We start from the raw sequence: 24220 nt of genomic DNA on the forward strand, positions 1-24220 counted from the left end.
ACCGGTTCGTAGTCGTCGTCCGCGGGTTCGGGGTCGGGCTGACCCGGACGGGGGCGGTTGGCGAGCGGATCGGTCATGGTCGACAGTCAAACGCTCGGCGCGACACCGTGGTGACCCTCGACGTACCAATGTCGAGCCTCGGCGCACCAAAGTGAACCCGTGGTCGGCTCAGTCAGGCACGACCAGATCGCGTCGCGACGAGACGCCGAGCTTGCGCATCGCTGAGCTCAACTGGGTCGAGACCGTGTGGGGAGAGCGGAACAGTGCCTCGGCCACCTCCCGGTTGGTCTTCCCCTGCGCCACCAACCGCACCACCTCGCGCTCGCGCGGCGAGAGGTTGACTCCATAACCGGTGCGTCCGCCCCACCACGGCCGACTTCGCTCCACGCCGTGTTCGGCCAAGGTCTCGAGCACCCGCGTCGCATCGGCCCGTGCACCGAGGTCGGCGAGGCCGTCGAACACCGCGGACAGTCGAGCGATCCCCGGCTCGGTGGCACCGACGGCGAGCTCGTGCCGAGCCCAGCGCTCGCGAACCAGGAGGGCCGGATGTGGGCGAGGCATCCGGCTCCAGGCGTCCACTGCGCGTTGGTAGGCCGCTCCGGCGAGTGCCACGTCGTCGTCGCGCTCGGCGAGCATCGCCTTGCAGGTTGCCAGGCCCGCCTCTGCGGCTGGGATCCCGCGTCCCCGGATGCCCCGCTCGCACTCCACGGTCAAGGATCGGGCTGCCTTCGCGTCACCGCCTGCCAGCAGTGCCGCCACCCGCACGGGTGCCAACTCCGATGCCCACAGCCACAGTTGCTTGAGACGGACCATCGCCAGGGCCTCGGAGGAGACCCGGAGGGCGTCGTCGAGGCGCCCGGCAATGAGGTGGCGCAGGGCGAGCAGGCTCCCGGCCTCGATCGTGATCGGCTCCAACGGGAACTGTCGAGCCAGCTCCCAGGCGTGCTCCAGGCGAGGCCGGGCCGTCCCCTCCGGTGCCGAGGCGAACTGCAGGCCGATCGCGACCACGAGCGGCTCGAGACGCGTGTGTGGCGGGATGTCCTCGTTGTCCGCAAGGTGTTCGACTCGCGCGGCGAGGCCGTCCCACGTGCCGGTGAGCCAGTCGAACCGCGCACGGTTGAGCATGAGCAGGTCGTCGACCCGCGGGTAGCCGCCGCCGCGAGCCAGGTGCTCCGCACGCGCCAGTGACCGCCCAGCGACGTCGAACCGACCCCACAACATCGCGACGTCGCTCAGGTTCACGTGCCCGCGCACCAAGTGGTCCCGCTCCTGGGCGTCGGCGGTGTCGTCCGGGAGGTGCGCGGCCTCGTCCCACCCGGACGGCTGCCCGAGGCCCAGCAGGGCTGTGACACGGTCGACCAACACCCGTGTGCGGTCACTTCGCCTCACCGGCGGCTCGACCCGTTGCGCCCGGTCGAGCCACTCCAGGTGGCGTGACCCCGACCAGTCCGTGCCGAACGGTGACCCGAGCATCAGCATCGCCCGGAGCGCGGTCTCCGCGTCGGCGAGGTCTGGGATTGCGAGCTCGAGCTCGTTCCTTGACTGCACGTAGTCCCCCGCATTGCTGAGCGCCCTGCCGAGCTGGAACCTCAGCAAACCGCGCACCTGCGGTGCGGCGTCACCAGCATCGACAGCGCGATGCAGGGTCGCCACCAGTCCGTGGAGGCGCTCGACGCCGACTGCTGCGCTGTAGGTGATCTTGTCGGCCAACCTGGCGAGCTCGGCGGGCGACAGCTCCGCGTGCAACACGACCTCGAGGAGCAGTGAGACAGCGGTCGTCTCGTCCCCGCTGGACGAGGCGAGCTCGGCCGCCTGCTCGGCGTACCGGCACCACCGGGGCACGTCCCCCGCCCTGCGGAAGTGCGCGGCGAGCCGGGCAAGCGGCGGCCGCTCCCTCTGCTCCAGGACCTCGCCGGCAATCCGGTGGCCACGCCGTGCCTCCGAGGGCGAGATCGCGTCGTACACGGCCTGCCCGACCAGGACATGGCGGAACCGGAACTGCGAGCCACGGACCTCGAGCATCAACACGGTCAGCGCTTCGTCGAGGCCCTTGCCGACCTCGTCCGGAGACAGTCCCGACATGGCAACCAACGTCGCCTCGTCGACGGCATCCCCGAACGTCGCGGCTGCCCGGAGGACGCCTCGTGCCTCCGCGCCGAGCCGCCGGTACCGCTCGAGTACTCCGTCACGCACCGTAGGCGGCACCTCGATCCGGTCGAGGTGGCGACGCACCCACTCGCCGTCCCTGCGGGTCAGGTCAGCCCGGTCGTGCAGCAGACGGACAGTCTCCTCGAGGGCGAGCGGCACACCCTCCGTGCGGGCATGGAGGAACTCGGCGAACGCTCCGGTGACCGGTCGCTCCTGCAGCATCGACGACACCATCTGGCGGGTGTCGTCGACACCGAGACTGGCGAGGCCGATCCGTAGCATGCTCGTCCCCGTCGGCGCCTTGCCGGTGAGACGGTGCAAGTTGGAGGTTGCCTCCAGCTCCGAGGGCCGGTAGGTCAGCACAATTCGGTGGGCGGCCGTCGGGCGGGACGCCAGGAAGAGGAGCAGGTCCAGGGTGGCCGGGTCGGCCCAGTGCGCGTCGTCGACCACGAGAAGGCCGGGTGCCAGGGCGTCGACCAGCTCGGCAAGGGCACGGAAGATCCGGTGCTGGGAGGCGGCAGGATCGGAGAGGGCCTCCGGGCTCGGCGGTAGATGAGGGCCCCACTCGGGGAACAACGGCCTCAGTGCACCGGCGAGCGGGGTGAGCGAGAGCCGGCGTACGTCACCGACCGTGTCCCGGAGCGCGTCGATGACCGGCGCGAGGGTGAACGAACGGCTGTAGGCAGGGCACGCGACCACGAGCACGTCGACGTGCGTGCGCAACAGCTCCTGGACAAGGCGAGTCTTGCCGATGCCTGTCTCGCCCTCGATGAGGACGAGCGCGCGATCGGCGCGCACCAGCACCTCGTTGATCCGCGACAGCTCTTCTGCCCGGCCCACGAAGGCCGGGGTGGAGAGCGAGGAGGGACTTCCGCGCTGCATCGTGGATTCGCTCACTCGCGCGCGATCCCCCTGCCGAGACAGCCGGACGGGAAACCGTCCGAGGCAACCTGCGTGGCAGCCTAATGCCTCGCTGGCTACCATCGCCGCATGTTCAAGCGAAGCCTGGCCGCGATGGCCGCACTGACCCTCTTCTCCCTCGCGGCCTGTTCGGACGACGGCGGCGACAAGGACGACGACACCGTCGCGGGCGACCCTTCCGCCAGTGCCACGACGGACCCGAGCGAGACCGCCGACCCGTCGACGCCCGCGGAGACCACGCCCGCCGCGGGAGCGTGCGCCTACGACGCGGACGGCACGCAGCCGGCCAAGGAGGTCGACCCCCCACCCGGCGACCCGAAGAAGAAGGGCCTGGTCCACGTCACCATCGAGACCAGCGCCGGTGACATCAAGGCCACACTGAACGCCAAGAAGACTCCCTGCACGGTCAACTCGTTCCTCTCGCTGGCCGACCAGGACTACTTCGACGACACCAGCTGCCACCGGGTGACCACCCAGGGCATCTACGTCCTCCAGTGCGGTGACCCGACCGGCACCGGCATGGGCGGCCCCGGCTACCAGTTCGACGACGAGCTGGCCGGCACGGAGAAGTACCCGGCCGGCACCCTCGCGATGGCCAACGCAGGCCCGGGCACCAACGGATCGCAGTTCTTCATGGTCTACAAGGACTCGTCCGCAGCGCTGTCCCCGGCGTACACCGTCTTCGGCACGTTCGACACCGCGAGCATCAAGCTGCTCCAGAAGGTGGCCGCCAAGGGCACCGACAACGGCACCGCCGACGGCGCCCCGAAGGTGCCGGTCACCATCGACGAGGTCGACGACTGACCACACCGATGGTCACAGCGGGAACGTGACTCCCGTGAGCGACTCGGACTTCCGCCACAACGCACTGGCGAGGTCCGGGTCGTTCGCCATTTCGGAGCGACCGACAAGGGTCGGGTGGCCGAGCAGCTCACCGGGGCCGTGCGGACCGACATAGCTGTTGCCGGGCAGGTCCCCGGTGGCGGCGTACAGGAGCGGCTGCGCGCCCTGCGACGGCTTCATGCCGATCAGCGCGTTGCCCAGGCTGCCCAACCGGGTGAAGGCCTTGTTCCCCGTGCCGCCATGGATTCCGGTCGCCGTGTAGCCCGGGTGCGCTCCGACCGCACGCACGTCGGATCCGGTCGCCGCGAGGCGCCGGTCGAGCTCGGCGAGGAACAGCAGGTTCGCCAGCTTCGACTGTGCGTACGCCGCATAGGGGACGTAGCCGCGTCGGGCGAAGTCGAGGTCGTCGACCTCGATCGTGCCGCTGCGGTGGGAGGCCGACGAGACCACCACGACCCGGTCGTGGAGCCGTGGCAGCAGCAGGTTCGTCAGGGCGAAGTGGCCCAGGTGGTTCGTACCGATCTGCGACTCGAACCCGTCGACCGTGCGCGACTCGGGAACGGCCATGATGCCGGCGTTGTTGACCAGCACGTCGAGGCGATCGAGGTTGCTGGCGAACGCGTGCACCGAGCCCAGGTCGGCGACATCGAGCCAGCGCACCTCGATCCGGCCGGGTGCGCCGGTCCGGCGCACCCGCTCGGCCCCGGCCTCGCCCTTCGCGGTGTCGCGGACCGCCACCACCACCTCGGCACCGGCCGTGGCCAGCGCGCGGGTCAGCTCGAGTCCAAGGCCTCCGGTGGCACCGGTGACGACGAAGCGTCGTCCGTCCTGGGCGGGCATCTGCGCCGTGGTCCACGGCGTGCGTCGATGTCGGGCCATGGGCGGCACCCTATGCGGGACCGGTCACGCGTCGGGCGTGAACTCGACGGGCACGCCGATCTGCACGGTGCGGCTCACCGTGCACAGCCGGTCACGTGACATGGCGACCGCGCGGGGCAGGAACTCCCGGGCCGCGTCGCCGCCCTCCCCCTCGGGGAAGACCACGTCGAAGGTCACCTTCAGGTTGGTCAGGTGGTTGCCCTGCTCGTCACGGATCTTGTCGCCCTCCGCGTGTACGTCGAACGCGACGGGGGCTGCACGCTTGCCGGTGATCGCGTCGACGTCGATCGCGCTGCAGCCCGCCAGCGCGGCGAGCAACAGCTCCACCGGGGTGAAGTCGGGGTCGTCGCCCGAGCCGATGGGGAGCACTCCCCCGCGACGGTTGACCGCCTTGTAGCGGCCGTCGCCGATGCGGGTCAGGTCGATGCTGCGCAGGGTGTCGGAATCAGTCATGCACCGAGCCTGCCAGACCCGCCGCGTTTGCGTGAGCCGCCCGACCGCGCAATGGTGGAGGGGTCATGCCCGCAATCAGCGAAGGAGAGCACATGCTCACCCTCACCGAGAACGCCAGCACGATCGTCAAGGACATCGCCGCCCAAGCAGGCGACGAGGCCGCAGGACTCCGCATCACCAGTGACGACACCCCCGAGCCGGCTTTCGCGGTCAACGCCGCGCCCGCCCCTGAGCCCGGTGACCAGACCGTCGAGCAGGACGGTGCGACCATCTTCCTCGACGAGGATGCTGCCCAGCAGCTCGACGACAAGGTGCTCGACGCCGCAGTCGACCAGGCCGGTGGCGTGCAGTTCTCGCTCACCGTCCAGGCCTGAGCAGAACCACGAAGAAGGCAGGGCCCGGGGTCTCCCGGGCCCTGCGCTCATTTCCTAGAGCCAGCCGTTCTGCTCGGCCGTTCGCACGGCCTCGCTGCGGTTGTCGGCGCCGGTCTTGCCGATCGCGGCCGAGAGGTGGTTGCGCACCGTGCCCTCGCTGAGGTGCAGCCGCTTGGCCACCACGGCCACACGCGAGCCGTCGCGGGCTTTCAGTGATGAGGTCATGGCTCAAGCCTCGTGGCGCGAAGGCCTCTCCACCTCGGTCAGCACTCACGATCCCGCCATGACAAATGTCAGGACCCGACCCCGAAATGGCCGCAGGGCCCGAGATCGCTCCCGGGCCCTGCGGCGCTCATGACTCCTGACGGATCAGAGGCCGCGCAGCCGACGTCGTTCGCGACGCGCCTCGGCGCGGGCTGCCTCCAGCGCCCGGACCGCGATGGTGTCCTGGGTCTGGTGGATCCGCCCGGCGATGATTCCCTGGGCGACGTACAACTGGGCCTTCATGATCCTTCTCGTCCTCTCGCGTCATCGTTGACGCAGGTGATTGGTGTAATAAGTACTTCAGGCAAGGTGCCTCTTACATTCTACGGGAGCCAGCACCGCCGATCGGCCAGTTCAGGGGTGATCTCAGCCACCACGCGGCGGGTGTGGACGCGCCTCGTAGGGTGATGCCGTGTCTTCCGCCGAAACTCCCTTCCGCAGCCTGCAGCAGACCGAGGCAGTCGCCAGGTTCGACCTGCTCGACGTCACGTCGTACGACGTCCGTCTGGACCTCGCGACCGGTGACGAGACGTTCGCCTCGACCACCACGATCAGGTTCACCAGCCGCGGCGGCGCGACGTTCGCCGACCTGAAAGCAACCGCCGTGAACCGCATCGTGTTCAACGGGTCGACGCTGAGCCCCGACCTGGTCGAGCGAGGCCGGCTCCCCCTCGCCACGCAGGCCGGCGAGAACGAGCTCGTCGTCGATGCGGTCATGCCGTTCCGCAACGACGGGGAGGGCCTGCACGCCCACGTCGACCCGGCCGACGGACGGCGCTACGTCTACGGGATGTCGTTCATGGATGCCGCGCCGACGATCTTCGCGTGCTTCGACCAGCCCGATCTCAAGGCGCCGTACACCTTCCACGTCCGTGCGCCCCTGGACTGGACCGTGATCGGCAACGCCCCCGGCAAGCAGGTGGAGCCCGGCACCTGGGAGTTCGACGAGACCCCGCCACTGTCGACGTACTTCGTGACCCTGGTCGCCGGGCCCTACCACGTGATCCACGAGAACCACGACGGCATTCCGCTCTCGCTCAGCTCGCGGCAGTCGATCGCCCAGGCCCTCGACGACGACGCCGACGAGCTGTTCACGATGACCAAGCAGTGCTTCGACGAGTTCCACCGACTGTTCGGCATCCGCTACCCGTTCGGCAACTACCACCAGGCGTTCGTGCCGGAGTTCAACGCCGGCGCGATGGAGAACCCGGGATGCGTGACCTACCGGGACCCGCTGCTCTTCACCAGCAAGGTCACCCGCGGAGAGCGCATCCAGCGAGCCACCACCGTCGCCCACGAGATGGCGCACCAGTGGTTCGGCAACATCACCACGCCCAAGTGGTGGGACGACCTGTGGCTCAACGAGTCGTTCGCCGAATACATGGGCAACCGGGTCACCGCCGACGTCACGCAGTACGACGACGCCTGGATCCACAACGGCTACGCCCGCCGCCAGTGGGGACTCGTCGCGGACCAGCGGCCCAGCACGCACCCGGTGGCCGGCAACGGCGCGTTCGACGCGACCGCCGCCCTGCAGGACTTCGACGGCATCTCCTATGCCAAGGGCTCCACGATCCTCAAGCAGCTGAACGCGACCCTCGGCGACGACGTCTTCTTCGCCGGGGTGATCGACCACTTCACCCGCAACCGCTACGGCAACGCGACCATGCACGACCTGTTCGCCTCGTGGGAACGCGCCGGCGCCGGCGACCTCGGGCCGTTCAGCGAGCGCTGGCTGCGCACGGCCGGACCCGACACCCTCGAGCTCGACCGCGCTGCCGGCGTCGTACGCCGCACTCCCCCGGCCGGTCAGACCGAAGCACGTGACCACACCATCCACGTGACCACCGCGGACGCCGACGGCCGATGGACCACCACTCCGCTGCACGTCGATGCCGACGAGATCACGGTCGACGTGCCTGACGACGCGGCGTTCCTGGTCGACCCGGGCATGGAGACCTGGGCGTCCACGCTGGCCGACGACGTCTCCCTCGAGGCCTTCCCGCGCCTCATCGCTGCGACCTCCGACCTGACGATCCGCTCGGGCATCTGGAACTCCGTCCGCTCCGGCTTCCACCACGCGCGCGTCTCCCCCGAGTCCGTCGTACGCCTGGCCGAGGCATCGCTCCCGACCGAGACCAACGACGACGCGCTGCGCACCCTGCCGTTCCTGATCGGCACGGTGGCCGGGCTCAGCCACGACCCGGCCTCTGCCCTGGCACGGCTCCACGCGGCGTGCCGTTCACTGCTGGACGTCGCCACACCGGGAGGCACCGTGCAGCTGGGCGCCTTCCGGGGAGCGGTCGACTCCGCCGCCGACGTGACCACCCTGCGCACCTGGCTGGACTCGGCCGATCTTCCTGACGGTGTGGTTGTCGACGCCGACCTGCGCTGGCGGATCATGATCAGGCTGGCCTCGCTCGACGCGATCAGCCGGCCGGGCCTCGACGGCGAACTGGCCGCCGAGCCCACCACCAAGGCCCGCGTCGACCATGCCCGCGCGGTCTCGGGTCGGCCCGACGCGGAGAGCAAGGCGTGGGCCTGGGACCGGTTCACCGGGTCCGCGCCGGCCACGAACTACGAGCTGATCGCCTGCGGCACCGGTCTCTGGCAGCCGGGGCAGGAGTCGTTCACCGAGCCCTACGTCGACCGCTACCTGAGCGAGCTGCCGGGGGCGGCGAAGGTGCACTCGGGGTGGGTGCTCGGCGACGTGACCGAGCACTTCTTCCCGATCACCTCGGTGCGGCAGTCGACCGTCGACCGGGCTGACGAGCTGATCGCTCGGGACGGACTCGACCTGACGATCCGCCGCAACGTGGTCGACATGACCGACGAGCTGCGCCGACGCCTCTCCATCCGCACCACCTTCGATACTCCCTGACGTTTCGGCCCTCCAGCCGGGATACTCCCTGACGTTTCGGCCCTGGCAGGGGCGCGATCGTCAGGGAGTATCGAGAACGTCGCCGAGCCGGACGACGCCCGGAGTGACCACGACGGCGTCGACCGCGAGGTAGGGGTCGCCGGCATCGTTGGCCGGGCGGTAGCCCGCGAGCGCCTTCAGGACCGGGGCGTCGGCGAGCGCGGTCACCGGATGCCGGTTCGGCACGCCGCAGCGCCCGATGCGCCCGGTCACGTGCACGACGGTCTCGCCCACGCGCACGTCCTGTCCGACCCAGGAGTCCTCGACCCACGGCTCGTCGGTCTCGACGAGGATCGTGCTGCGGAACCGTTCTGACTGGTCGACGAGGTCGGGGCGCCCCATCCGCGTGGCAAGGTCACGCACCGACGCGGTGCCGAGCAGGCTCACCGGCGCTCCGAAGACCACGTCTCCGCGCCCGGCACGGGCCAGTCGCACCGGGCGCCCGACCTGCTCGGCCAGCAGCCCGGCCGGCTCCCCGTCGTACGGCGTGACCAGGATCCGGCGGCCCCAGTAGTCCACGGCCACCGGCTCATCGGCGATCACGAGCCGCCCCGACGCGCTGCGGCCGTCGCCGAGCGTCACCCGCAGGTGGTCGCCCTCGGCCTCGACCGTGGTCGCCAACAACGGCTCGTTGATCGTGCGCAGCACCCGGGCGGCCCCGGGCTCGACCAGGCACCACTCGCGGTCCCCGACTGGGCCGGCGGCGTCCAGCGTGATCGCGTCGTACGCCGTGTGCCGGGTGCCCTTGAGCGGGGTGAATCCGAGCCTCGTGACGGTGGTCTCCATGGGTCGAAGGCTACTTCCGGGCGTGGGATGCCGGGGACTGTCGGTGGTGCCTTCTAGGTTCTAGGTGTGCGCATCCTCCACACCTCCGACTGGCATCTCGGGCGTTCCTTCCACCGCGAAGGCATGCTCGGGTTCCAGGCTGCGTACGTCGACCACCTGCTCGAGGTGATCGAGCGCGAGCGGGTCGACCTGGTCGTGGTCGCGGGCGACATCTATGACCGCGCGCTGCCGCCGGTCGACGCCGTCCGCCTGGCCAACGAGACCTTCACCCGCATCGCGAGGTCGCGCGCCAAGCTGGTGGTGACCAGCGGCAACCACGACTCGGCCCACCGGCTCGGCTTCGGCGCCGAGCTGATGGACGCTGCCGGGGTCTTCGTCCGCACCAGCGCGTTGTCCGTGGGCGCCCCGGTGCTGCTCGACGACGAGCACGGTCCGGTCGCGGTCTACGGCCTTCCATACCTCGAGCCCGATCTCGTGCGGGAGCCCTGGGCGTTGGCCGGGCGCAGCCACGAGGCGGCGCTGGCCGAGGCGATGCGGCGCGTGCGAGCCGACCTCGCCGGGCAGCCACGGGGCACCCGTTCGGTAGTGATGGCCCACGCCTTCGTGGCCGGCACCAGGCCGGTGGAGCCCAGTGACTCCGAGCGCGACATCAGCGTAGGCGGGGTCAGCATCGTCCCCACCGACGTGTTCGACGGCATCGACTACGTCGCGCTCGGCCACCTGCACGGCCAACACACGCTCACCGAGGCGATTCGCTACAGCGGCTCACCACTGGCCTACTCGTTCTCCGAGACGGGCCACCGCAAGGGCACCTGGCTGGTCGACCTCGACGCCTCCGGGCTCGCCCACGCCGAGTTCGTCGAGGCACCGGTCACCCGCGCCCTGGCCCGCATCAGCGGCGACATCGAGCACCTGCTCTCCGACCGCGCGTTCGACGTCCACGAGCAGTCATGGGTGCACGCCACCCTGACCGACAACGCCCGCCCTGCCCGGGCGATGGAGCGGCTCCAGAAGCGCTTTCCGCACACGCTCGTGCTGTCCTTCGAGCCGGCCGGTGGCCATGCTGCCAGGCTTCCGTCGGCCCGTCCGGCCGCAGGCAAGCCCGACCACGCGATCGCGGTCGACTTCCTCCGCGAGATGCGGGGTCGACCCGCCAGCGCCGAGGAGTCGGCCCTGCTGCGCGACGCCTGCGACTCCTGCAGCCCCGACCGCGACCTCGACACGGCGGTGGGCTGATGCGCCTCCACCAGCTCGACGCCACCGCGTTCGGCCCGTTCGCCGAGACCGTGTCGGTCGACTTCGACGACCTCTCCTCGGCGGGGCTGTTCCTGCTCACCGGCCCCACCGGGTCCGGCAAGACCTCGATCCTCGACGCCGTCTGCTTCGCGATGTACGGCGACGTGCCCGGCGACCGCAACCACGCCAAGCGGTTCCGTTGCGACACCGCCGACCCCCGGTTGGCGCCGCGGGTGCGGCTCGAGGCCACGTTGTCGGGCCGCCGGTTCCGGATCACCAGGTCCCCGGCCTGGGTCCGCCCGAAGAAGCGGGGCACCGGGCTGACCACTGAGCAGGCCTCGGTGCGGGTCGAGGAGCGCATCAGCGGTGAGTGGGTCATGCAGTCGACCCGGCTCGACGAGGCGGGTCATCTGCTGACCGGGCTCGTCGGCATGACCATGACCCAGTTCTGCCAGGTCGCGATGCTGCCGCAGGGCGAGTTCCAGAAGTTTCTCCGGGCCAGCTCGAACGAACGCCACGCCCTGCTGCAACAGCTGTTCAGCACGCAGCGCTTCGAAGACATCGAACGCTGGATCCGCGACCACACCCGCGCCCTCCACCGGCAGGGACAGGAGCTCCAGCGCTCGGTCTCCCGCGTGGTCAGCCGCATCCTCGAGGCCACCGGCGAAACGCTGCCCGACGACTGGTCCGGCGACGACCTGGCCCCGGTGATGGCCGACGGCATCCTCATCGACTGGGTCGACGCACTCCGGGGGCAGACCCGAGCGGCCGACGACGAGGCCACCGCGGCACTCGCCGCCTCTGTCGAGGCCGAGCGTGCTGCCGGCGAACGACGCGAGGAGGCCCATCGGGTGGCCGGGCTCCAGCAGCGCGCCACCGCTGCCCGCACCGAACTGGCCGAGCTGGCGGCCTCCGCCGACCGGCACGAGTCGCGACGCGGTCGCCTGGCCCTGGCACGGCGGGCCGCTCCCGTCGTCCCGCTCCACAGGCTCGCGCTGGCAGCCGAGCAGCAGCGCGACCGGGCAGTCGAGGCAGCCGCCACCGCGCTCTCCCGCGTCGCGGGGCCCGACGAGGTCGTCGACCTCGACACGCTCGTACGCCGGGCGCGGGCGTCACGCGACACGATCTCCGTCGCCACGGCCGCGGTTCCCCGTGAGGGCGAGCTGCGCGTCCTGCGCGAGCGCATCGCTGGCGATCGGTCCCGTCTCGAACACCTGCAGGCCGAGGAAGTGTCGACGGCGAACTCCGTCGACGCGCTGCCCGAGCAGATCTCCTCTCTCCGCCAGCGACTGGGCCTGGCGCGCGAGGCGGGCGTCGAGTCACAGCGTCTCGCCGCAGAGCGCGGCGTCCTCGATGCTCGCCTCGAGGCCCACATGCGTGCGGCCGAACTGCGTGACCAGCTGACCCTTGCCGTCGACGAGCGCCGGGCCAGCATCGACGAGTGCCAGCTCCTCAAGGAGCAGTGGCTTCAGCTGTGCGAGGCGCGCATCCGCGGGATGGCCGCCGAGATCGCCACCGATCTGGCCGTCGGTGCCAGCTGTCCGGTCTGTGGCTCTGCCGACCACCCGCACAAGGCCGAGGCCGCACCCGGTGCGCCTACGGCCGCAGCGGAGAAGGAGGCTCGTCGTCTCCTCGACGACGCCGAGGTCGACCGGGTGGCCCGTGACGCGCGGGTGCACGAGCTCAGCGCCACCCTCGCCGTGGTCGAGCAGCAGCTCGGCGACGACTCCAGAGAGACAACCCGGGCCGAACGCGCACGCATCGAAGCAGCGCGTTCCGCGGCTGCTCACGCGGCCCGGGCCACGGGCGAGTTCGAGCCGGCGCTCATCCTGGCCGAACGCAGCCTCCAGTCCGCCGCCAACGCACTCTCGACCTGCCGGGTCGAGATCGCGAGCAGGCGGGCGCGCCTCGAGTCGGACAGTGCGTCCGAAGAGCGGATCGCCGGCGAGATCAACGACCTGCTCGCCGGCACCGGGCACGACGACCTGGCCGCACTCGCCGCCCATCACGAGCGCATCGCCACCGCCTGCGACGAGGCATTGCGACTTGAGCGGGCCCGCGAGACCGCTGTCGAACAGGCCGACAAGGCAGTGCAGGCTCTCGACACCTGGCTGCACGAGCACGACTTCGCCGACGCCGCGCAGGCACTCGACGCGGTCCTGTCCGACCGTGAGACACACGAGCTCGAGTCGGCGATCTCCGCCCATGACTCCCGATCGGCCGCCGCCAGCGCCGTGCTGGACGACCCCGTCGTGGCGCAGGCCCTCGAGCTTCCGGCACCCGACGTCGACGCGGTCGACGCAGACCATGCCCGGGCACTCGACGAGCTCGGCAGCGCCCGCACCCTGGCCCAGACCCGACGCACCCGTTCGACCCGGCTCGGTGATCTCCACGAGCAGCTCGGCCTCGCGCACAGTGCGTGGCTGCCCGTGCACTCGGCGTACGCCGTCGCCGCGGAGCTGGCCTCGTTCGTGGAGGGCAAGTCTGCCGACAACGAGCTGCGGATGCGCCTCTCGGCCTATGTGCTGGCCTGGCGGCTCACCCAGGTGGTGGCCGCAGCCAACGAGCGACTGCTGCGCATGAGCGACCAGCGCTACTCCCTCGAACACACCGGCCACCGCGGTGCCGGCGAGTCGCGCGGTGGGCTGAGTCTGCTGGTGCTCGACGAGTGGTCCGGCGAGCGGCGCGATCCGGCGACCTTGAGCGGCGGCGAGACGTTCGTGGTCTCTCTGGCCCTCGCCCTCGGCCTGGCCGACGTGGTGACCCAGGAGGCTGGCGGGGCCGAGCTCGACACGCTCTTCGTCGACGAGGGGTTCGGCTCCCTCGACTCCGACACCCTCGACGACGTCATGGACACCCTCGACACCCTGCGCGACGGCGGGCGCGTGGTCGGGGTGGTCAGCCACGTGGCCGAGATGCGCAGCCGCATCCCGACCCAGCTGCGCGTGGCCAAGGACCGCACCGGGTCGTCGGTGACGATCTCGCGCGTCGACGGCTGACCTTCCCCGCCCGACCGGCTACGTTTGTGCGCATGTCAGCGCCAGGCCTCGACCCGACGTTCATTGCACTCCCCTATCGCAAACTCGCCGACGCGGCCCTGAGTCGCGCCCGTGACTTCGGCGTGACGCACGCCGACTTCCGGTTCGAGCGGGTGCGCTACCAGGACCTCGAGGTCCGCGACGGGGTGCTCCAGGATGCCAGTGAACACGTCGACCTCGGCTTTGCCGTGCGAGTGATCCACAACGGGGCCTGGGGATTCGCCTCCGGCATCCGGCTGACCACCGACGACGCGATCCGTATCGCCGAGGAGGCCGTGCAGGTGGCGCAGGTCGCGGCCGGCATGACGCGGCGCGAGATCGTGCTGGCCCCCGAGCCGGCGTACGACGACGCCACCTGGGTCTCCGCCTACGAGGTGAACCCCTTCGACGTGCCGACCGCGGAGAAGTCGGCCCTGCTGATCGGCTGGACGAATCGTTTGCGCGAGCACGACGCCGTCGAGCACGCCAGCGCCTCGCTCCAGCAGGTGCAGGAGAACAAGTTCTATGCAGATCTCACCGGGACCGCGACCACTCAGCAGCGCATCCGCCTGCAGCCGCACTTCGAGGCGATGGGATCACACCCCACCAGCGGGGTCTTCGACTCGATGGCCAGCATCGCGCCGCCGGTGGGCCGCGGTTGGGAGTTCCTCACCGGAGACCTCTACGACTGGGACGCCGAGCTCGCCGAGGTGCCTGCGCTGCTCGAGGAGAAGCTGGCCGCCCCGAGTGTCGAGTCCGGCACCTACGACCTGGTCATCCACCCGTCGAACCTGTGGCTGACCATCCACGAGTCGGTCGGCCACGCCACCGAGCTTGACCGGGCGATGGGCTACGAGGCCAACTACGCCGGAACCTCCTTCGCCACGCCCGACAAGCTCGGCTCCCTGCAATACGGGTCCCCCGCGATGAACGTGACCGGCGACCGCACTGTCGAGCACGGGCTGGCCACCATCGGGTACGACGACGAGGGCGTCGCCACCCAGCAGTGGGACATCGTGCGCGACGGCGTACTCGTGGGCTACCAGCTCGACCGGCCGATCGCCGGCCGGAGCCCCGAGCTCGCCGGACCCGACGGTCGCTCCAACGGCTGTGCGTACGCCGACTCCCCCGGCCACATCCCGATCCAGCGGATGGCCAACGTGTCGCTCCAGCCCGCGGACGACGGACCATCGACGGAGGAGCTGATCGGCCGCGTCGAGCGAGGGCTGTACGTCGTCGGCGACAAGTCGTGGTCGATCGACATGCAGCGGTTCAACTTCCAGTTCACCGGCCAGCGGTTCTTCCGGATCGAGGACGGCAAGCTCGCCGGGCAGGTCCGGGACGCCGCCTACCAGGCGACCACGACCGACTTCTGGAACTCCCTCGAGGCCGTGGGCGGGCCGCGGACGTGGCAGCTGAACGGCGCGTTCAACTGCGGCAAGGCCCAACCCGGGCAGGTCGCGTCCGTCAGTCACGGGGCCCCGACCTCGTTGTTCCGCGGAGTGCGGATCCTCAACACGACCGAGGAGTCAGGCCAGTGATGACCACGCCCCAGGACCTCGTCGAGCACGCCCTGGCCGCGAGCCGGAGCACCAACTGCATCGTCATCGCGCGGGTCTCCACGTCCGCGAATCTGCGCTGGGCCAACAACACCCTGACCACCAACGGGGTCATGCACGGTGGCACCTTCACGGTGATCGCGTTCCACGAGCGCCGCGACGGCATCGCCACCGGGTCGGTCACGGGCAGCGCCACCACCAAGGACCAGGTCAGCGCCCTCGTGGAGTCGGCGGACAGTGCGGCCCAGATCGCGACCCCGGCCGAGGACGCCCAGCCGCTGACCGAGGCAGCCGCCGCCTCTGGGTGGGCGGAGCGCCCGGCCGAGACTTCCATCGGCGTCTTCGCCGACTTCGCGCCCCAGCTCGGCGAGGTCTTCCAGCGCGCCGAGGCCGCCGACCGCGTCCACTACGGTTTCGTCGCGCACGACGTCGTCACGACGTACGTCGGCTCGACCACGGGCCTGCGCCTGCGCCATTCACAACCGACCGGACACTTCGGCGCCACCGGCAAGACAGCCGACCTGGCCAGCAGTGCCTGGGTCGGCGGGGCGACCCGCGACTTCAGCGATGTCTCCGCCCATGACCTCGACGACGTCCTCGCCCAGCGGCTGGGCTGGGCACGGCGCCGCGTCGACCTCCCGGCCGGCCGCTACGACACGATCCTCCCGCCGACGGCGGTCGCTGACCTGGCCATCTACGCCTACTGGGAAGCCGGTGCCCGTGTCGCCCACGAAGGCCAGTCGGTCTTCTCCCGTCGAGGTGGCGGCACCCGCATCGGAGACCGGATAGCGGATCCCCGCGTGCACCTCTTCAGTGACCCGTCGTACGCCGGCCTGGAGTGCGAGCCCCACGTAGTGGCCGCGTCGTCGAGCAACACCTCGAGCGTGTTCGACAACGGCATCCCCCTGGACCGTACCGACTGGATCCGTGGCGGTGAGCTCGCCGCCCTGCACCAGACCCGGCACTCCGCAGCGATGACCGGCCAACCGGTGACCCCCGCCATCGACAACCTCGTGCTGTCGGTCGACGGTGGCGAGGGCGACGTCAACGACCTGGTGGCCGGCACCGAGCGGGGGCTGCTGCTGACCTGTCTCTGGTACATCCGCGAGGTCGACCCGCAGAACCTCCTGCTGACCGGCCTCACCCGCGACGGGGTCTACCTGATCGAGAACGGCGAGGTAACCGGGGCGGTGAACAACTACCGCTTCAACGAGAGCCCGGTCGAGCTGCTCAACAGGTTCAGCCACGCCTCCGCCACCGCGCCCGCGCTCAGCAGGGAGTGGGGCGAGGACTACTTCTCCCGCACCGCCATGCCTGCGCTGCGCGTCCCCGACTTCAACATGTCGAGCGTGTCCCAGGCCCAGTAACTGCTGCCTCACCCCGATGGCCTCGGCCCTCTGCGGCTGAGGAGGTCGCCGGTGCCCTCGGTGGTTGAGGAGGCCCGCGTCCTCTCGGTGGTTGAGGAGGTCGCTCTGGCGACCGTCTCGAGACCACGCTTGGCCGGGCCAGTGCAGTTGCTGTGGGCGGGTGTGGGCGTGGCGGTAGCCCCGGTCACCGTGTTCTGTGGTGGCGGGCTGCGCTGGTGGTGCTGTGGGGCCGGTGCTGCTTGTGCTGTTCCCGAAGCTGCGGATGACGTTGCCCGCGGATGAGGCTGCAGGTGTCGGGGTTCAGTTGGTGGGGAGTTCGATGGTCCCGTGGGTGGTGACCAGCCAGGTCCGGCGGTACTGGTTAGTCCAGGTATAGGTGCCGTCCTTGTTCCTGACGTACGACCACCGGCCATGCGTTTTGGCGAGGTGATGTCGCCGACACAACGGGGCAAGTCTGTCGGGGCTGGTCTGGCCCGGTGGCCCGTGGTCGTCGTAGGACTCAATGTGGTCGAGGTCGCAACGCCTCGAATCAACCGAACAGTGCGGGAAGACCTTCGGGTGGGTCGTGCTGGTCGACGGCCCAGGTCTGGTTGAGGTCGAGGACTGGGGTGAGGGTGGCGTCGGGGCCGAGGTCGCGGATCCAGTCGAGGATCTTCTTGACGGTGACGGCTCCGAACAGGTTAGTCTCCGCCATCCCCGGTGCCGGCTCGTGGTCACCGGCGCAGTCGGTTCCAGCGGTGCCAGTGGCTGAGGCGGTGGTTCCAGAGGACGTGGTGGTTCCAGTGGTTGTGGTGCCGTTGGTGGCGAGGTCGGCGAGGTTCACGTGGATGTAGAGCCGGGTCTTGAGGTAGGACTTGCGCGGCGTGACCTGCTTGCCCGCACTGGCTCCGTCGCCGTCGCCGTCGGGGATGAGGCCGAGGAGGTCTGCGCTGGCCTGCCGATCCGCGATCACACCGAGGGCTTTGGCCCTGCGTTGCCCCAACGTGTCGGTGTCACCCAGGCGGCCCATGGTGGTGGCCTCATCACTGATGAGGTCGTGGAACTTCGCCAGGTCCACCGAGTCACCCATCGCATCCAGCCGGCTGGTGCCGTTCCCTGCACCGGCGCCGTGGTCGACGGTGACGTCCCACTGGTCCTTCCCGGGCACCGGCGACGGCTCGTTGTCGAGTTTGTCGGGGTGGAACTTCACGATCGCAGACCTGATCGTCTTCTCGATGGTCGGGATCCCATACCTACCCAACCGGGCGAGTTCGGTGTCGATCCACTCGGCGGCCTCGGCGGAGAGGTCGTGGGTGTCTTCGGCGATCTTGCAGCCCCGCCACGCCTCCAACTCCAACGCATCGACCGCAGCCCAGGTTCGGGGCGAGTTCGGTGTCGATCCACTCGGCGGCCTCGGCGGAGAGGTCGTGGGTGTCTTCGGCGATCTTGCAGCCCCGCCACGCCTCCAACTCCAACGCATCGACCGCAGCCCAGGTCTTCGGGAGCCGGTGGTGCAGGTCCAACGTGTTCGCCAGCAGCCGTTTTGCGGTCCAGGAGGCCACGGCGGTGGCGGTGGCCCAGGACTCGTTCACGAACACCGCCACCAACGGTGTCCCTTCACCACCCAACGCTTGGTCGTAGTCGGCCAGTCCGGGGATCCCGTCACCCCACGTCGCCGCATCCACCCCGGGCCCCGGCCGGGTTGGTCACACACAACTGGTAGGCGAGGCGGAGCTTGCGGCGCTCGGCACGCCAGGCGGTGTCCTTGGCGTCGGTAATCAGGTCGAGCAGGACCGCACCTTCGAGGTCGTCGACCTCGAAGACCTCGAAGGGTTGGGCTCCTGCATCGGTTTCGATCATGGGTCCATTGCATCAGGCACCACCGACAGCCGACACCCCCAAAACCGGTTGTCCACAGGCCCCGGAGAAGATTCCTCGAACTACTTTCTGGGAGTGGTGTCGAGACAGTCGCAGACCGATTTCCCCAACCAGCGAAGGGTGCCGGGCGGGGTGGCTTCGAGACAGGCACGGGGAGCGACTTCCTCAACCACCGAGCCACCAAGGATCCAGTGTTCGCGCATCAAAAGCACACGGTTCGCGCATCAAAAACGCACGGCTCGCGCATCAAGAATGCACGGTTCGCGCATCAAGAATGCACGGTTCGCGCAGAAGACAGCCGGCGCCCGGGAGAGGAGATCCCCCGGACGCCGGCTGGGTGGTGCTACAGCGTGACCACCTGCGTGACTACTTCACGACCCGGATCGTGACCGTCTTGCTCACCGGGTTGTTGAGTGCGTTGCCGGCGTACTTCACGACCGCCTTCTTCGCACCCGTGGTCGGGAACTTCGCCAGCGTGATCGTGGCCCGGCCGCCAGAGAGCGACCTGGCGTACGTCCTGCCGCCGACCTTGACCGTCACCTTGCCGGCCACGACCTGCCCGGCCGCCTTCAGCGTCACGGTGACCTTGGCCGCCGTCCTCTTCGCGTGGATCACGCGAGGCCCGACGGTGACGGTCATCTTCGGCGTGGCCTTCACCACGGTGACCTCGTGCAGGCTGTACGCCGACTTGGTGTGGTCGTCGCCGATGTAGAGCACGTGGATCGTGTGCTTGCCGACCGTGTCGAACGGGTTGACCGCCAGGCGCGCCTTGCCGTTGACCAGTTCGGCCGCCGTGGTGAGCTCACCGTCGATGTACACACCCACGTAGCCGGTCGGCGTGAAGCCGAGCGCCGTGACCGTGGTGTCGATGATGATGCGACCCGACTTGACCACCGGCTTGGTGGTGCTCAGCTTGCTGGTCACCAACGGAACGGCCTTGGTGACCTTCACCTGGATCGTGGTCTCGGAGGCCAGGTTCTGCTCGTCACCCGCGAAGCGGACGGTGAGCGTGTTGTTGCCCATGTCGAGACCCAGGGTGTCGAACTGCACCGTGGCCGAGCCGTCGGTCAACGTGCCGGTTCCAATGACCTCGTCGTCGAACAGCACCTCGACCTCGCCGGTCGTGGGGTTGGCGGAGGTCAGTTCGGCGACCACCTCACCCGTGCTGCCGTAGGCGACGTCGTCGGCCTCTGCCGTGATGCTGGTCGGCGTGGGAGCCAACGGCAGACCGACCTGGGTCAGCGTCGGGTCGGCAACCGCGCCGACCGTCCACGTGCCCTGGAGGTCGGCCGGAGCGGTGAACGCCACCGTGGCCGAACCGTCGGTCACCGGGAACGTGCCCATCGGCACCGAGTCGGTGTCGTTGCGCAGGAACACGCGCAGCTCGGTGTTGTCCGGGCTGCCACCCGACGTCAGGTCGAGGTTCGACAGCGTGAACGAGACCTCGTCACCGGCCGAGACGCTGGCCGGGAGGCCACTCTCGACGACCTGCTGACGCGCGAAGTCCGGGGCGACCGGCTTGTGGCCCTGGAGGTAGCTGATCCACAGGTCGCGGTCGACCAGGCCGGTGTCGCTGGCCTGCCCGTCGGTGAAGGCGAAGAAGTTGTCTCCACCCGCCGCCAGGAACGAGAACGTCGACACGGTGTACGTCGCCGTGGGGTCGAGTGCCACACCGTCGATGATCACCGACGTGATGCGCGAGCCACGCGGCTTGGTGGCGTCCTGCGTCACCCGGACGTTGTCCGAGAGGCCCAGGGCCAGGAACGGACGCGAGGCGCCGTCGGGCTGCCACTGCTGCTCGAGGATCTCCTTCAGCTGTGCACCGGTCACGTCGACCAGCGACACGTTGTTGACGAACGGCAGCACGGCGTTGGCCTCGGCGTAGGTGACCACGCCATCGGTGTTGGCCGGGTTGCCCGCCGTGTTGCCGGCGTACGTCATGTCGGCACGCAGGCCACCCGGGTTGACGATGCCGAGGTCGGCCTCGAAGTCCGAGGGCAGGCCGTCGCGCAGGGCGTTGCCGACCAGGTCACCGAGCGTCGACTCGGCGGCACGGTCCTCGGCCCCCGCCGGGGTCTTGGCCCGGGTGATGTCGGCGGTCACCTCACCGACCGGCTGGTTGCCGATCTCGGCGGCGTGCGCGATGGCGGCGTCGACGATCGTCTTGACCTGGGCCACTCGCGGGTACGCCGCGACCAGATCGGCGTCCGGCACGGTCGTGCGGGCCACGTTGCGCGACTGGTAGGAGACGACGGCGCCGGTGGCGGAGTCCACCGTGAGCGAGACCTGGCCCACGTTGTCGGCGTACTGCCCGGTCTGGATGATCGGGCGGGTGACACCGGCCTGGCCGGGGACCGGAGCGTCCCAGGCGTAGGTCTGGTGCGTGTGGCCGTTGAAGATCACGTCGACGGACGCGTCGAGGGTCGCCATCTCGGCGAACTCGCCGCCCTTGGCGATCTCGTCCTCGTAGCTGGACCCGACACCCTGCGTGGCGCCCGCGTGGAAGCTGGCGATGATCACGTCGGCCTCCCCGTTGGCGTCGTCGCCGTCGCTGAGCTCACCGGCGACCCGGTTGACCGCCTCGACGGGGTCGCCGAAGTCGATGTCGACGATGCCGGCGGGGCTGACCAGCGAAGAGGTCTCCTCGGTCACGGCACCGACCACGGCGACGGTGACACCGTCGACCTCGAAGGTGGCGTACTCCGGGAGCACCGGGTCGGTCGTGCCCTTGGCGTAGACGTTGGCGCCGAGGTAGTCCCAGTTGGCGTTGCGGGCGTTGTCCGGACCGATCACGCGGTCGCGCAGGTCGGGCCAGCCCTTGTCGAACTCGTGGTTGCCGACCGCGGACGCGTCGAGGCCGAGCGCGTTCATCACGTCGATGGTCGGCTGGTCGCCGTCCACCGCCGACGCGAACTCGGAGGCACCGATGAGGTCACCGGCACCCACCATCAGCGTGCTGTCGGCACCGCCCTGCTCGGTCAGCTGCTCGACCGTGCCGGCCCACTTCACCGTGTTGGCGTTGATGCGGCCGTGGAAGTCGTTGACCCCCAGCAGGTTGAGCGTGACCTCGCCCGCGACCGGGGTGTCGTCGGCGGAGATGCCGACGATCTCAGGGTCGTGGTCGGAGCTGCGGTAGACGTTGGGCTCGTAGAAGTCCGTCACGTTGTAGTTGTGACGGCTGTACTCGAAGGCCACCGACTCGCCGGAGTTGATGTTCCAGACGTCGGCGCCCTGGACGGTCGCGAGAGCCGCGTCGTTGGCGAGCACGTGGTCCAACGAGCCGGAGAGCCCGCTGAAGCTGTACGTCGACTCACCGGGGGTGTTCGACTCGACGTTGGTGAACCCGCCGTCGTACAGCACGTGCATCGGGTCTTCTTCGGTGTAGGAGTTGAAGTCTCCGGTGAGGAAGACCTTCTCCGTGCCGCGGGCGGCCGCGAACTCGTCGGCGAACGTCAACAGCGACGCGGCCTGACGGGTGCGGTCGCCGTTCCAGCCGCCCTGGCCGTCACCGGAGTCGGCGTTGTCGCCAGTGCCGGGGCTGCCCTTGGACTTGAAGTGGTTGACGATCACCGCGAACGCGGCGGAGTCTGCAGCGCCGGCGGGCTTGAAGGCCTGGCCCATGGGCTCACGAGCGTTGGCGAAGTCGGCGTTGCCGACCAGCACCTCGGAGGCACCGACCAGGTCGACGCTCGCGGGCTTGTAGATGAACGCCGTGCGGATCACGTCCTGCTCGGCGGTCGGCGGCAGGTCGGCCGCCGCGGGCGACGGGGCGAAGGCCCAGACGTCGGAACCGGCGGCGGCGTTCAGCGCGTCGACCAGGGTGGAGAGGGCGTCGTCACGGTCGGCCTCGCCGAGGGCGACCGAGTTCTCGATCTCCTCCAGTGACACGACGTCGGCGCCGAGGGCGTTGATGGCGGCGACGATCTTCGTCTGCTGGCGCTCGAGGTCCTCGGCCTCGGCGGCACCACGCGGACCGTTGTTGGCGCAGGTGTTGTCGGTGACGGGGTCACCGGCGCGGTCGTTGTAGTAGGTGCAGCCGGGAGCCCAGTCGACACCGAGCGTGTTGAAGTAGTTCAGCACGTTGAAGGTGGCGATGTGCAGGTCGCCGTCGACGGCCTCGGGGGCCGGCGTACGCGTGTTGGTGAAGGTCGCCGTGGAGGCACCGTTGTCGGTGACCTGTGCGGTCGGCTGGAACTTCCACACGTTGTTGCGGTACTCGAGGATCACCGGGCCGGTCAGGGTCGCGGTCGCGCCGACCCGTACCGGGTTCGCCTTCGAGATCCACGGCAGGGCGGTCCCCTGGTTCTCCGCGCTGAAGAAGTTCAGGCTCGCTCCGTCGTCGAGCACGACACCGCGGGCGAGGTTGTCGGCCTTGACGGCGTCAGCCTCCGGGGTGCCCGGGCGGGCGACGTCGGTCCACTGGATCAGCGGCTTGGTGCCGGTGGCCAGGCCGAGCTCGCCGTACTGGTTGGAGGAGTAGGTGTTGGAGACCGTGAACGTGTCGGTGGGAGCGAGCAGCTCGCCCTCGTGTGCCTCGCGGTCGGCCTCCGTGGTCGGGTACGCCGCGGCGAGCGGGGTGACCGGGTCGTGTGCGTCGGGCAGCACCGTCACGTCGGCCGCAGCCGCCGGGGTGATCTCGGTCGTGCCGCTGAACTCGGAGACCAGGCCCTTGACCTCGACCAGGTCGCCCACGGCGAGCGTGGACTCGTCGACGTTGGGCCCGTAGACGAAGACCGCGTCGGAGGCGCCCGGGGTGGCGTCGGTGGCGCCTCCGGTGCCGGCGGTCTGGATGTAGAAGCCGTTCAGGCCGCCCGCGGGGTACGTCGCGGTGACGACGCCCCGCGTGGTGGCGATGTCGCCGACGTGCGGCGAGGTGGCCGTCGTGCCCTGGACCTCGGCGATGCTGGCGACGACCTCGGCCGGCGGCTCGGGCTCGACGTAGACCGTGCCCGGCGTCGGGACCGAAGCGATGAAGTCAGCCGAGTTGTCGTTGGTGTCGGCGTTCTCAGCGCCGCGGGTGGCGGACGTGCCGTTTGCCGTGGCCGGCGCCTTCGCGGTCTCGAAGCTCGTGGTCGTGCTCCCCCAGCCGAGGAAGTCGACGACCGCCGGGTTCGTGACGTTGCCGGTACCGGGATCGATGCCCGTGGTTCCGTCAGCGAGGAAGACCTGCCCGCCGGTGCCGGAGAGGTTCAGCGTCGACGTGGCATCGGGAGTGTTGGGCAGGGCGACGCCGTTGGCGCCACCGCCTCCTTGAACCACGTAGTACCCGCCCGCGGGGACGTTCGCTCCCGCGGGGAAGGGGAAGACATTGCCCGAAGCCGTCGTGCTGGTGGCGGAACGGTACTGAAGGCTCTTGCCGGTCAGCACGATCGGTTCGGCGGTCGGGTTGTGGATCTCGATGAAGTCGACGTTGTAGGCGGCGCCGGAGTTGCCGCCTCCGCCGTACGCCTCGCTGATGACGAGGCCGCTGCCGTCGGGGGCGGCGGATGCGGACGGGGCAATGGCGAGCGTCGTACCCACCAGTGCGAACGCGGAAATGGCAGCCAGCGCAGACATGCGCGGCCGCCGGGTCAGGCCAGACAATGGGACTCCCAGG

General features: G+C 69.8%; 16 protein-coding genes. 7 read left to right on the forward strand and 9 right to left on the reverse strand.

Annotated elements, in window-relative coordinates; translation table 11 throughout:
- Positions 1-168: 168 nt before the first annotated feature.
- A complete protein-coding gene (locus ASD30_RS06345; protein ID WP_162250920.1) occupies positions 169-3045 on the reverse strand; it encodes a helix-turn-helix transcriptional regulator in 2877 nt (958 codons plus the stop codon).
- A 93-nt stretch (positions 3046-3138) separates the two neighbouring features.
- Between ASD30_RS06345 and ASD30_RS06350 the strand changes: the two genes are divergently transcribed.
- A complete protein-coding gene (locus ASD30_RS06350) occupies positions 3139-3873 on the forward strand; it encodes a peptidylprolyl isomerase (protein WP_056678361.1) in 735 nt (244 codons plus the stop codon).
- 12 nt (positions 3874-3885) lie between these two features.
- Here ASD30_RS06350 and ASD30_RS06355 read toward each other — a convergent pair whose 3' ends face one another.
- A complete protein-coding gene (locus ASD30_RS06355) occupies positions 3886-4791 on the reverse strand; it encodes an oxidoreductase (RefSeq protein ID WP_056678364.1) in 906 nt (301 codons plus the stop codon).
- 24 nt (positions 4792-4815) lie between these two features.
- The gene (locus ASD30_RS06360) at positions 4816-5244 is read right to left on the reverse strand and encodes an OsmC family protein (protein WP_056678368.1); all 429 of its coding nucleotides are present in this window, start codon (positions 5242-5244) and stop codon (positions 4816-4818) included.
- Positions 5245-5336: 92 nt separating this feature from the next.
- Here ASD30_RS06360 and ASD30_RS06365 point away from each other — a divergent pair, with 92 nt between their 5' ends.
- Entirely contained in the window at positions 5337-5618 is a 282-nt protein-coding gene (locus tag ASD30_RS06365; RefSeq protein ID WP_056678371.1) for a Fe-S cluster assembly protein HesB, read from the forward strand.
- A 54-nt stretch (positions 5619-5672) separates the two neighbouring features.
- Here ASD30_RS06365 and ASD30_RS25935 read toward each other — a convergent pair whose 3' ends face one another.
- Positions 5673-5843: a LuxR C-terminal-related transcriptional regulator gene (locus tag ASD30_RS25935; protein ID WP_200950025.1), complete on the reverse strand. Its 171-nt coding sequence runs from the start codon at positions 5841-5843 to the stop codon at positions 5673-5675.
- Positions 5844-5987: 144 nt separating this feature from the next.
- The gene (locus tag ASD30_RS26410) at positions 5988-6125 is read right to left on the reverse strand and encodes a hypothetical protein (RefSeq protein WP_156388658.1); all 138 of its coding nucleotides are present in this window, start codon (positions 6123-6125) and stop codon (positions 5988-5990) included.
- A gap of 169 nt (positions 6126-6294) precedes the next feature.
- Here ASD30_RS26410 and pepN point away from each other — a divergent pair, with 169 nt between their 5' ends.
- Entirely contained in the window at positions 6295-8763 is a 2469-nt protein-coding gene (pepN, locus tag ASD30_RS06370) for an aminopeptidase N (protein ID WP_056678375.1), read from the forward strand.
- 60 nt (positions 8764-8823) lie between these two features.
- On the opposite strand, the gene ASD30_RS06375 is transcribed toward pepN, so the two are convergent.
- Complete coding sequence (locus ASD30_RS06375; RefSeq protein WP_056678379.1) at positions 8824-9588, reverse strand: MOSC domain-containing protein; 765 nt, start codon at positions 9586-9588, stop codon at positions 8824-8826.
- Between the two features lie 66 nt (positions 9589-9654).
- On the opposite strand from ASD30_RS06375, the gene ASD30_RS06380 reads away from it, so the two are divergent.
- The 4 genes from ASD30_RS06380 to ASD30_RS06395 are packed head-to-tail and all read left to right on the forward strand — an operon-like array spanning position 9655 to position 16767.
- Positions 9655-10824: an exonuclease SbcCD subunit D gene (locus ASD30_RS06380; protein WP_056678381.1), complete on the forward strand. Its 1170-nt coding sequence runs from the start codon at positions 9655-9657 to the stop codon at positions 10822-10824.
- A complete protein-coding gene (locus ASD30_RS06385; RefSeq protein ID WP_056678384.1) occupies positions 10824-13823 on the forward strand; it encodes an AAA family ATPase in 3000 nt (999 codons plus the stop codon). Before ASD30_RS06380 ends, ASD30_RS06385 begins: the two co-directional genes overlap by 1 nt.
- Before the next feature lie 32 nt (positions 13824-13855).
- Positions 13856-15382, forward strand: a complete 1527-nt coding sequence (locus ASD30_RS06390; protein ID WP_056678387.1) for a TldD/PmbA family protein — start codon at positions 13856-13858, stop codon at positions 15380-15382.
- Positions 15382-16767 carry a metallopeptidase TldD-related protein gene (locus ASD30_RS06395; protein WP_056678390.1) on the forward strand — a complete coding sequence of 462 codons (1386 nt, stop codon included), beginning with the start codon at positions 15382-15384 and terminating at the stop codon, positions 16765-16767. Before ASD30_RS06390 ends, ASD30_RS06395 begins: the two co-directional genes overlap by 1 nt.
- A gap of 529 nt (positions 16768-17296) precedes the next feature.
- On the opposite strand, the gene ASD30_RS06400 is transcribed toward ASD30_RS06395, so the two are convergent.
- From ASD30_RS06400 to ASD30_RS06410, 3 genes are all read right to left on the reverse strand, one after another.
- Positions 17297-18103, reverse strand: a complete 807-nt coding sequence (locus tag ASD30_RS06400) for a hypothetical protein (protein WP_056678394.1) — start codon at positions 18101-18103, stop codon at positions 17297-17299.
- A gap of 305 nt (positions 18104-18408) precedes the next feature.
- Positions 18409-18606: a hypothetical protein gene (locus ASD30_RS06405; RefSeq protein WP_056678397.1), complete on the reverse strand. Its 198-nt coding sequence runs from the start codon at positions 18604-18606 to the stop codon at positions 18409-18411.
- Between the two features lie 384 nt (positions 18607-18990).
- Positions 18991-24180 carry an ExeM/NucH family extracellular endonuclease gene (locus tag ASD30_RS06410; protein ID WP_056678400.1) on the reverse strand — a complete coding sequence of 1730 codons (5190 nt, stop codon included), beginning with the start codon at positions 24178-24180 and terminating at the stop codon, positions 18991-18993.
- Positions 24181-24220 lie beyond the last annotated feature (40 nt).

Origin of the sequence: Nocardioides sp. Root140, assembly GCF_001426745.1 — a bacterium.
Taxonomy (GTDB): domain Bacteria; phylum Actinomycetota; class Actinomycetes; order Propionibacteriales; family Nocardioidaceae; genus Nocardioides.

Coding starts and splice junctions, on each gene's coding strand:
- ASD30_RS06395 (WP_056678390.1), top strand. CDS start 15,382: ATGACCACGCCCCAGGACCTCGTCGAGCACGCCCTGGCCGCGAGCCGG.
- ASD30_RS06405 (WP_056678397.1), bottom strand. CDS start 18,606: ATGATCGAAACCGATGCAGGAGCCCAACCCTTCGAGGTCTTCGAGGTC.
- ASD30_RS06375 (WP_056678379.1), bottom strand. CDS start 9,588: ATGGAGACCACCGTCACGAGGCTCGGATTCACCCCGCTCAAGGGCACC.
- ASD30_RS06355 (WP_056678364.1), bottom strand. CDS start 4,791: ATGGCCCGACATCGACGCACGCCGTGGACCACGGCGCAGATGCCCGCC.
- ASD30_RS06385 (WP_056678384.1), top strand. CDS start 10,824: ATGCGCCTCCACCAGCTCGACGCCACCGCGTTCGGCCCGTTCGCCGAG.
- ASD30_RS06390 (WP_056678387.1), top strand. CDS start 13,856: ATGTCAGCGCCAGGCCTCGACCCGACGTTCATTGCACTCCCCTATCGC.
- ASD30_RS06350 (WP_056678361.1), top strand. CDS start 3,139: ATGTTCAAGCGAAGCCTGGCCGCGATGGCCGCACTGACCCTCTTCTCC.
- ASD30_RS06360 (WP_056678368.1), bottom strand. CDS start 5,244: ATGACTGATTCCGACACCCTGCGCAGCATCGACCTGACCCGCATCGGC.
- ASD30_RS26410 (WP_156388658.1), bottom strand. CDS start 6,125: ATGAAGGCCCAGTTGTACGTCGCCCAGGGAATCATCGCCGGGCGGATC.
- ASD30_RS06410 (WP_056678400.1), bottom strand. CDS start 24,180: ATGTCTGCGCTGGCTGCCATTTCCGCGTTCGCACTGGTGGGTACGACG.
- ASD30_RS25935 (WP_200950025.1), bottom strand. CDS start 5,843: ATGACCTCATCACTGAAAGCCCGCGACGGCTCGCGTGTGGCCGTGGTG.
- ASD30_RS06365 (WP_056678371.1), top strand. CDS start 5,337: ATGCTCACCCTCACCGAGAACGCCAGCACGATCGTCAAGGACATCGCC.